General features: G+C 64.5%; 8 protein-coding genes and 1 riboswitch. Of the genes, 1 reads left to right on the top strand and 7 read right to left on the bottom strand.

Going from position 1 to position 9932, the window contains the following annotated elements:
* The 3 genes from FG94_RS00865 to FG94_RS00855 all read right to left on the bottom strand — a co-directional run.
* On the bottom strand, window positions 1-307 hold a 307-nt coding region (locus FG94_RS00865), incomplete at its 3' end, for a DUF3391 domain-containing protein (protein ID WP_152570797.1).
* A 39-nt stretch (window positions 308-346) separates the two neighbouring features.
* Entirely contained in the window at window positions 347-2845 is a 2499-nt protein-coding gene (locus tag FG94_RS00860; RefSeq protein ID WP_051995934.1) for a bifunctional diguanylate cyclase/phosphodiesterase, read from the bottom strand.
* Window positions 2846-2856: 11 nt separating this feature from the next.
* Window positions 2857-4467 (bottom strand): methyl-accepting chemotaxis protein, encoded by a 1611-nt coding sequence (locus FG94_RS00855; protein ID WP_036205882.1) that lies wholly within the window; start codon window positions 4465-4467, stop codon window positions 2857-2859.
* Window positions 4468-4651: 184 nt separating this feature from the next.
* A riboswitch (TPP riboswitch) is annotated at window positions 4652-4760 on the top strand.
* Between the two features lie 91 nt (window positions 4761-4851).
* On the opposite strand from FG94_RS00855, the gene FG94_RS00850 reads away from it, so the two are divergent.
* Window positions 4852-6981 (top strand): TonB-dependent siderophore receptor, encoded by a 2130-nt coding sequence (locus FG94_RS00850; protein WP_036205911.1) that lies wholly within the window; start codon window positions 4852-4854, stop codon window positions 6979-6981.
* 22 nt (window positions 6982-7003) lie between these two features.
* On the opposite strand, the gene FG94_RS00845 is transcribed toward FG94_RS00850, so the two are convergent.
* From FG94_RS00845 to FG94_RS00830, 4 genes are all read right to left on the bottom strand, one after another.
* On the bottom strand, window positions 7004-7969 hold the full coding sequence (locus FG94_RS00845) for an HDOD domain-containing protein (RefSeq protein WP_036205880.1): 966 nt from the start codon (window positions 7967-7969) through the stop codon (window positions 7004-7006).
* 94 nt (window positions 7970-8063) lie between these two features.
* Window positions 8064-8591, bottom strand: a complete 528-nt coding sequence (locus FG94_RS00840) for an AAA family ATPase (RefSeq protein WP_036205910.1) — start codon at window positions 8589-8591, stop codon at window positions 8064-8066.
* A gap of 11 nt (window positions 8592-8602) precedes the next feature.
* Entirely contained in the window at window positions 8603-9196 is a 594-nt protein-coding gene (pnuC, locus tag FG94_RS00835) for a nicotinamide riboside transporter PnuC (protein ID WP_036205878.1), read from the bottom strand.
* Between the two features lie 142 nt (window positions 9197-9338).
* Window positions 9339-9911: a proprotein convertase P-domain-containing protein gene (locus FG94_RS00830; protein WP_036205876.1), complete on the bottom strand. Its 573-nt coding sequence runs from the start codon at window positions 9909-9911 to the stop codon at window positions 9339-9341.
* Window positions 9912-9932: the final 21 nt, after the last annotated feature.

The following is a 9932-nucleotide window of genomic DNA, read 5'->3' as shown; positions in this document are numbered from 1 at the left end:
GCGCGGCACGCTGCAGCTCTTCACCCAGGGACACGCGGGTGACGATCCGCGGCGCGGCGGCGATCGCCGTCACTTCCGCTTCGGTGGCGGCATCGGCCTGCGCCAGGGTCGGCGCGTCGTCCACGTCGAGGCCCTTGCTGCAGTCGATGACGACACCGCGGATCTTGGCATTGCGGATCTTCTGGATTTCATCCTCGGAGCGCAACAGGAAGCGGTTGCGTACGAATGGATGTTCCATCCAGCCGCAATCGAGATGATGGATGAACATCCCTACTTTCAACGCCGATGCATCGATCTTCTTCAACATGGGATTGCTCCTTCTTGACTCGCCGTCTCTCGGATGAGTTCAGCTTTCGACCAGGCGTTCCAGCAGGCCGGACAACGCATCAGCGACACGGTCCAGCCGGCACTCCAGTTCGGCATTGCGCGGTTCTCCCCTGGCGCGTCCCCCCAGCATGTCGTCGACAAGCGACTGCAGCGTATCGCGGACCGCCATCACTTCCGCAATCATGTGCTGGCAACGCTGCTGCTTCGCCCCACCCAGCGCAATCCATCTGTCGAGGATCCGCATGCCGGCGATGCCGCCGTCGTACAACGGCCAGTCTGCGCTGTCGAACGAAGCCGAGAAGGCAAGGCGCCAGGCGCGGTGCTCGACGATCGCCTTGAGCAGCAGGGTATCCTCGCGCTCCAACACCGCGCAGTCCGCCAGTTCTTGCGGCAAACGCCATTGCGCCAGCCACCCGGGCAGCGCCTGCGCGGGCATGGGACGAGCGATGCCGAAGCCCTGGCCCAGGACGCAACCCAGCTGCACCAGCATCTGGGCGTGCCGGATGCTTTCGACACCCTCTGCGATGACCTCGCGCTTGAACGCCGCTGCCATCCCGATTACGCCTTCGAGGATGGCAAGGTCGTCCGGATCTTCCAGCATATCGCGCACGAAACCGTGGTCGATCTTGATGCGCTTGGCAGGAAGCTGCTTCAGGTAGCTCAGCGAGGAATAACCGGTCCCAAAGTCGTCCAGCGCGAACGACACCCCAAGCTCGCTGCATTCCGAGATCAAGCGCGATACGCGCTGCATGTCAACGAGTGCGCTGCTCTCGAGGACCTCCAGCTTGAGGCTTCGCGGCTTGACCCGTGGATGGCACTCCAGCATCCGGCCGAGCTGCCGGACGAAGTCGTCCTGGTGCAGCTGGATGCCGCTCATGTTGACGCTGATGGCGATATCAAGACCGGCATCGAGCCAACGCTCATGCTGGCACATGGCTTCCTCGAGCACCCAGTTTTCCAGGTCCAGCATCACGGCGTGCCCCTCGATCGCTGGCAGGAACTCCGCCGGTCCCAGGCAGCCGCGCACCGGGTGCTCCCAGCGGATGAGCGCCTCCACCGAGTTCAGCTCTCCGCTCCTGAGATTGACGATCGGCTGGTAATGCAGCACGAATTCGTCCTTGTCGAGTGCACGCCTGATGCCCGCGATCTGCTCATTGCGGTCGACGGCCGTCCTGTAATGCAGGCTGTCGAACACGCAGAACCGGTTCTTTCCTGCCAGCTTGGCCTGGTACATGGCCTGGTCGGCCTGCCGCATCAGTTGGTCCGCATCGATGTCGTCTTCTTGCGGATAGAGTGAAATCCCGGCGCTGCCGGTGACCACGAGTGCGACCTGTCCGACATGCACAGGCCGCGCAACCGCTTCGAGAAGTCGCTCCATCATGGGACGGCAGTCCTCGATGCAGTCGATGCTGTCGAAGACAACCACAAACTCGTCTCCACCGAGCCTGCAGGCAGTATCGCATTCGCGAACGACGGCGCGGATCCTCTGACCAAGCACCACCAACAGCTCGTCACCATATTCGTGCCCATAGCGGTCATTCACGATCTTGAAGCCGTCCAGGTCGAGATAGGCCACAGCGACGCTCGACCCGCTGCGCCGCGCGCGGGCCATCGATTGCTGCAAGCGATCAGCCAGCAGTCGCCGGTTCGGCAGTCCGGTCAAGGGGTCGTAGTGGGCAATATGCTCGAGATGCTCGGCTTGCCGCTTCTGGCTGGTAATGTCGGAGAATATGCCGATATAGTTGGAAAGGCTGCCGTCGTCCCTGAGGATGGTCGTGATCGTCAGCCGTTCGACGTAGAATTCACCGTTCTTCCGGCGATTCCACACCTCGCCCTGCCAGCAAGCTTCCCGTTGCAGGCTCTCCCACATCCTTGCGTAAAATGCGCCATCTTGCCGTCCCGAGCTCAGCACGCGTGGATTGCGCCCGATTACTTCTTCTCGTGGATAGCCCGTAATCGCTTCGAACGCCGTGTTGACGTCCACGATCTCTCCCTTGGGGGAGGTAATCATGATGCCTTCGCCCGCATTGGCGAAAACGCTGGCGGCGAGCCGCAAGCGCTCGTCGGCCGCCTTTCGCTCGGAGATGTCGTTCAAGGTACCGGCAATGCCGGTGACAACACCATCGCGTCCCACGATGGCGCGGGCGAATACTTCAACCCAGCGCAATTCGCTTCCGTTACGAAGGTAGCGCATCTCCTGCCGGCAGCACTCGCGCTCACCGGTTACCAAGGGGCGTAGCAGTTCCCGCTTTCGTTCCCTGTCGTCGGGATGGACAAAATCGAGGGAGTATCTGCCGAGCGAGCTGCCGACATCTTGCCCGCTCAATTCTTCCCAGGCGGGGTTGAGGACTTCCAGATACCCCTGCGCGTCAGTCTGAAACACCACTTCCTTGAGATTGTCGAGGACCGATTCCGCCAACGAGGCGCGACCGTTCGGGGTCAGGCCCTGCGGCCGGGTCTCGATGGCCTGGCATACCGTCCGGGTGGCGGCGGAGCCCTCTTGCGTGAAAGAGTTCATGAATGCTCCGGTCAAGAATGCCTGGTGCCGGCACCATGTCCGGGGGCGCAAAGGCGGGGCCGTGAGGGCACCCCTTCCTCGAGTTCGAAGATGCCGACGACCGTATGCAGTTCCGCTGCCTGCATACGCAGTGATTCCGCCGCGGCTGCGGCTTCTTCGACAAGGGCGGCGTTTTGCATGGTCATCGTGTCGAGGCTGAGGATTGCAGTGTCAACCTGCTCGATGTTGGCGCGTTGCGAGCCGGTGACAATGCCGATGTGACCGATGATGTCGGTAACGCGATGCACGCCCTCCACGACTTTTCGGATCGTGGTTCCGGCCTCGCCTACCAGGGCGGTTCCGGCGCCGACCTTGGCCACCGAATCCTCGATCAACGCCTTGATTTCTTTGGCGGCTGAAGCGGAGCGGTGCGCCAGGTTGCGCACCTCGCCGGCCACTACCGCGAACCCCCTGCCCTGTTCGCCTGCGCGCGCTGCTTCGACCGCGGCGTTCAGTGCCAGGATGTTGGTCTGAAAAGCGATTCCGTCGATGACCGAGATGATGTCGACGATTTTCCTGGACGAGTCGTTGATCAGGTCCATGGTAGCGACGACCTGGTCGACTGCCGCACCGCCTTCCTCCGAGATGGCCGATGCAGTCGCCGCGAGCGCGCTGGCCTGCTTGGCGTAGTCGGCATTCTGGCGCACGGTCTGGACCAGGTGGGACATCGAGCCCGCTACCTGCGCAAGCGCAGCGCTCTGGGTTTCGGTGCGGCGCGACAGGTCGGCGTTGCCGCTCGCGATTTCCGACGATGCGGAAGCGATCGCTTCGGTACCGTGACGTACCCGGGTTACGATGTCCGCCAGTTCGCCGCGCATGACTGCCATTGCGTGAATCATGCTGGCAGGGCCGGCCCGCGAACTATCCACCTTGTGGTACAACTGGCCCTCGGCGATGGCCTGCGCGACACTGGTGGCATGCGCCGGTTCACCGCCGAGCTGACCCAGCAGGCTACGTACTATCGCCATACCGACGGCGGCGCACAAGATCACTGCTACTGCGCTCAATCCTGTGATCCAGTAGCGTGCCCCCGCGGCTTCTTCAGTCGCGGCAGCGGTCGTTACCGCATTGCTGCGCTGAAGCGATTGCACTAGCTGGTCGATGTTGGCGACAATCTGGCGACGCAAGGGACTGCATTCTTCTACCAGGAATCGCCCAAATGCGTCCATTTCGTTGGCGGCGCGGTAAGCCCGTGGGCGTTCCAGGGCTTTGGCCATCTCCAGCATGTCGGTCTTCACTCGTTGATACTGCGGATTGAGGCGGAGGGTGGAATCAAGCAGCGTCAGCGCCTTCAGGTAGTCAGCCTTGTAGCCGTCGACCAGATCCAGTTCGCGGTTCGCCGAAGCTGGCTCCTTGAAAATGTAGGCGTTGCGTGCGGCGATGCCAGTCTGGGCCAGGGCCTCACGCGCTGCATACAACGGCTCCAACTGATCATTGCGTACGATATTGGCGGTTTGCAGGGCGCCTTGGATGCTGTTCACGCGGTTGACCGAAAAGATGGCCAGGATGAGGGTAATGGCCAGGATCAGCCCGAAAGCAATGTACAGCTGCTTGGCGATCCCCGTGCGTTGGAAAAGGTCCATGATTCCGATAAATATGGGTTTAGGTTCGTCAATTTAATCATATTTTTAGCGATTATTTCTATGTGACAACATAAATAATCAAATTTAATAAATTCGTTGTATTTACCCTACTGCGATCTCTTCTTTTCCGCAGCGATCACCGCTTATTGACAGCCCGCCAATGTCCCTCGATCGTGCTACACTGCCGCCTCGCTAGGGGTCCTGGCATGCGCGAACAGCGCGTTGCCGGGTGAGAGATACCCTTCGTACCTGATCTGGATAATGCCAGCGAAGGAAAGCGCAACGCAGTTCCCATCCTTGTTTGCCCTTCCCCCACGTTGGCTCCGGCTTTTTTAATGAAAGCAGCGCGCCATGCTTGATGTGGCGCGCGAAGACGAGCAAACCATGACATCCAAGCTGAAATACTCCCTGATTGCCTGCGCCATCCTGCAGGCCTTCTCCACCAACGCATCCGCACAAGAGCTTGACGGCGTGGCCTCGGTGGTCGTCACCGGCAGCCGCTGGGTCGCCAGCGACCGCGCCAGCATCGGCGGTTTTTCCGACGCGCCGCTGCTCGACACCCCGGCATCGATCACCGCCATCAATCGCACCCAGATGCTGGACCTGTCGATCCGCAACGTGACCGACGCCGCCCGCTACGACGCTTCGATCGGCGACGCCTACAACGCGGTCGGCTATGCCGAGCAGTTCTCGATCCGCGGCTTCGCCCTCGACAACGCCACCAGCTACCGCAAGGACGGCATCGCGATTTCCGCCGACACCCAGATCCCGCTGGAGAACAAGGAACGCATCGAAGTGCTGCGCGGCCTGGCCGGCCTGCAGGCCGGCGTCGCGGCGCCCGGCGGCATGGTCAACTTCGTCACCAAGCGCCCGACCAATGCGCCGCTGCGATCCGTCCTGGTGGAAGCGAGCGAGCGCGGCACCCTGCATGGCTCGATCGACCTGGGCGGCCGCTTCGAGGACCGCCGCTTCGGCTATCGCATCAATGCCGCGTTTGATGACCTGAAGTCCTACGTGCGCGGCGCCGACGGCGAGCGCCAGTTCGTCTCCGCCGCGTTCGACTGGCAGATCAGCCCGGACGCCCTGCTCCAGCTCGACGTCGACCACCAGCACAAGGCGCAGATCACGGCGCCGGGCTACCAGCTGCTGCGCAACGAAGTCCTGCCGACCGGCGTATCGGCCAAGACCCTGCTGAACGACCAGCCCTGGACCAGGCCGGTCGAGACCGACAGCAGCAACCTGGGCCTGCGCTTCGAATACCGCCTCAACCCGGACTGGACCGCCACGTTCAACGCCAACAAGCATTGGTTCAAGCGCGACGACTACACCGCCTTCCCCTACGGCTGCAGCAACGAGGGCGACGGCTTCTATCCGGGCTACTGCTCGAACGGCGACTACGACGTGTATGACTACCAGAGCGTGGGCGAGCGCCGGACACCGTGGGGCCTGCAGGCCATGCTGCAGGGCCGCTTCGCCACGGGCGCCGTGCGCCACCAGCTGACCGTGGGCGCCGCCCTGTCCGAGCGCCACGACAGCTTCGGCGAATACGTCTACGACTACGCGGGCTACAGCAACATCTGGAACAACCAGACCGTCGATCCGGCCCCGGGCAATCCGCGTACCGGCCCGGTGATGGAGCGCCGCAGCGACCGCGAAAGCGCCCTGTTCGTGCAGGACGTGGCGGCGCTGTCCGACAAGATCACGCTGCACACCGGCCTGCGCTGGGTAAAGCTCAAGCGCGACGAGCTGGCCGAGATCGAACAGGGCTGGGTGCATGCCGACGATTCCTTCGTGCTGCCGAGCGTCGCCCTGGTCTACAAGCCGGCGCGCGACTGGAGCGTCTACGGCTCGCTGAGCCACGGCCTGCAGCATGGCGGCATCGCCGAAATGGGCACCGCCAACGAAAACAGCGTGCTGCCGCCGAGCCGCTCGAAGCAGGTGGAAGTGGGCGTCAAGGGCGTGGTGGGCAATGCGGTGATGCTGTCGGCCGCGGCCTTCGACATTCGGCAGGGCCTGGAGTACGTCAACGCCGCCAACCTCTTCGTGCGCGCCGGCCAGCAGCGCCACCGCGGCGTCGAACTGGCGGCCCAGGGCAAGCTGAATTCCGACCTGAACTACAGCCTGTCCCTGATGGCGCTCGACGCCGAACAGACCGGCACCGGCGACCTCGATGTCGAAGGCAAGCGCGTGACCAACGTGCCGGAGTTCCGCTCGACCGCCTGGGTGGAATACGCGGTGCCGGCGCTGCGCGGCTTGAAAGTGGACGCCACCTGGCAGTATTCGGGAAGCAAGGCCTTCGACCCGGCCAACCGCGCCGTCGTGCCGGGCTACCACGTGGCCGCGCTGGGCGCCTCGTATGCGCTGCGCGTGGGCGGGATGAACACCATCCTGCGCGCCCGCGTGGACAACGTGTTCGACAAGTTCTACTGGCGCGACGTGACGCAGTCGCTGGGCGGCTACCTGCTGCCGGGCGCGCCGCGCACGTTCAGGGTGTCGGCGCAGTTCGACTTCTGACAGGGTTGGCTGGCCGACGGTGTCAGTCGGCCAGCTCGGCCAGCTTGCCCAGGCAGCGCCGCTGGAAGCCATCCAGGCCGGCGGTCACGAAACTGTCGTCCGGCTCGATCACCTCTGCATCGAGCAGCAGGCGCAGTTTGGCGATGCGGTCGCCCTGGGTCAGCGCCTGGGCCAGGTGCGGCCCGTCCGGGTCGCCCGCCCAGGCGATCGCCTCGACCACCTCGGCCGGGAAGTCCCAGTGACGGGCAATCACGGCCGACAGCTGGCGGCTGGCCTCGAACAGTTCGATCCCGAAGGTCCCCGAACCGGGCACCTTGCCCTGGCAGACCCGGTCCGCGATCTGGAACGCGACCTGCAGGCCCACGTTCTGCATCAGGCCGGCCAGGTAGGATTCGAAAACGCCGGCCGACAGGCCCGGCGCCATCACGCTGGCGGCAAAGGCGCAGCGCTCGGAGTGGCGCCACACGTTCGGCGCCACCTGCCGCGCGACGCCCTGCACCTTCACGCGGATCAGCGGGCGCATCGCGATGCGCGCCAGCAGCATGCGCAGGCCGTTCAGGCCGAGCATGGTCACCGCGCCGTCGAGGGTCTCGATCGGCTTGGCCGGCCGGTAGTAGGCGCTGTTCGCCTCGCGGATCACTTCGGCGACCAGCACCAGGTCGCGCCCCACCTCGGCCGACAGCGCGGCAGTGGAGATGTTCTCGTCCGACAGGGCGCCCAGCAGCTGCGTCACGAGTTCCGGCACGCGCGGCACCAGGCCGGACGCGCTTTCGGGGTCGTCCGTGAGGGCGCGCAGCTCGTCGAGGATCTGCCGTTCGATCTCTGGACTGGCGTTGGTGCCGCTCGAGGCGGCCAGCCAACGGTAGTAGGCAGCGTCCACATCGGCCGCCATATCGGTCTCATTTGCCACCGCGGCCGCGTCAATCGCGGCTGAGGCAGCGGTCTCCTTCTCGGTGCCGCCGAGCAGGCGGCCTATCCAGTTTTTCACAGCGCACCGCCGTATTTATTAAAGCTGAGAAAAACATTCTAATACCATACGGCAACAAAAAGGCAAATGTAACCGCTTGTCTCCTCAATCCACCTCAATCAAGAGACAAAGAGTCAGCAGGACGCCCCAGCAGACCCTCCACCTGGCGCAAGCGCTGCTCCAGGCTGCCTTCGAGCAGGACGTAGGGGATGGCACGCGCCTGCAGCGTCTCGACCAGCATCCGGTGCACGGTCTGGCGCACCTCTTCCGATTCGCGCTGCAGCCCGTCCGGCTCCCAGGGGCTGTCGGGCGCCGTCACCAGGGTCCAGGCGTAGTCGTGGCTGCTGGCCAGGTGCGCCAGCTGCGGGTCGACGCGGCCCCAGTACTGGCGGCTGTACAGCGCCGTCATCAGGGGCGTCGTGTCGCAGAACAGGAAACCTGCGGCGCGCGCGGCCGCCTCGTCCTCGCGCGCGCGCTGGGTGCACGCGATCGGGTACTGGTCTTCTTCGTCCGGCACGCGGCCGTGGGTATCGACGAATTCGCGCAGGTACTCCGGCACCCACACGGTGCCGTAGCGCCGCGCCAGGGCGTCGCACAGGGTCGATTTGCCGGACGATTCGGCGCCGAGCACGGCGATGCGCATCGGCTTGGGCTTCACGCATCCCTCCGCGCGATGTTCGACCAGGCGCGCCAGCCGGTCCAGGCCAGCACCACGAACACCCCATACAGGATGGCGGTCAGGTGCAGGTCCTTGTAGATGTACAGGCCGACGTAGAGCACGTCCACCACGATCCACACCAGCCAGTTCTCCACCTTCTTGCGGCCCAGCAGGAGCTGGCCCACCAGGCTGCCGGCGGTCAGGAAGCCGTCCGCATGCGGCACATCGGTGTCGGTGAGACGGTCGAGGAACTGCGACAGCAGCACGAAGCCGATGGCCCAGGCGGCGATGGACCAGCCCCAGCCCGCGCTCTTCAGGCGCGTGACCACCAGTTGCTGGTCGCCGGCGCCGTGCAGCCACTGGTACCAGCCCCATACCGAGGCGCCGATGAACACGAACTGCAGGCCCATGTCGCCATACAGCCTGGCCTCGAAGAAGACCACGGCGTACGTGCTTGACGACGCGATCGAGAACAGCCAGGCCCAGTGCTTCTGGCGGATGTTCAGCAGCACGGTGGTCACCGCCAGCAGGAAAGAGATGAGTTCCAGCGGCGTGGTGCTGAAACCGAGAAAGGCGAGCGGTTCGTTCATTCGATGCGGGGGACGCAAGGTCAGGTCAGCAGGCGATTATGGCCACTCGCCGACCAATGCGCAAGGCTCACCGTCCGGATCCGGACACGATTGCCCCCAGCCGGGCAAGGCCGGCCTATCGAGAGCCGCTTCGCGACCCGCTTTACCTGAGCTTGCGGCGGCGCGCACCGCCCAGGCCGAGCGCCGCAACCGCGAACAGGGCCAGCGAGCCGGGCTCCGGCACCTCGGCAGTGAGCGCCCAGCCGTCGATGCTGCCGGCGTCGCCCGCTTCGCTGTCCACCACCGTCAGGGTCCAGGCGCCGAACACGTTGTGGCCGATGAAGGCGGCCAATGCCTCCTCCGGCCGGAACGACCCGGTGTAAGGGGCGTAGGCATAGCCTTCGGCGATGCTGATGGCGGCGCCGTCGTCGAACAGGGTGTCGGTATAGTTGGCGCCGCCCGAGCCGCCCTGGCGGTTCGACAGCAGCACGGTCACGCCGTCATGGCTCAGGCTCAGCACCAGGTCGGCATCCCAGCCGTGGGTGATGTTGACCAGTGCGTCGACGTCCAGGACGCGGCCATGGCGCTCCACGTTCAGCGTCGAGCTGACCGTGCAGGTATCGCAGATCTCGACCGGCACGTTGGGGCTGGCGACGGTGATGACACCGGCGTGGGCGCTGGTGCTGCCGATGGCGAATGCGGCGGCGAGGGTGAGGCAAAGGGAGATGAGTTTCACGATGGTCTCTTCTGGAATGTG

The sequence above is a fragment of the Massilia sp. LC238 genome, from assembly GCF_000735635.1.
Classification (GTDB): domain Bacteria; phylum Pseudomonadota; class Gammaproteobacteria; order Burkholderiales; family Burkholderiaceae_D; genus Telluria; species Telluria varians.
The sequence above is the reverse complement of the archived record's forward strand: the minus strand, read 5'-3'. Positions and strand labels throughout refer to the sequence as shown.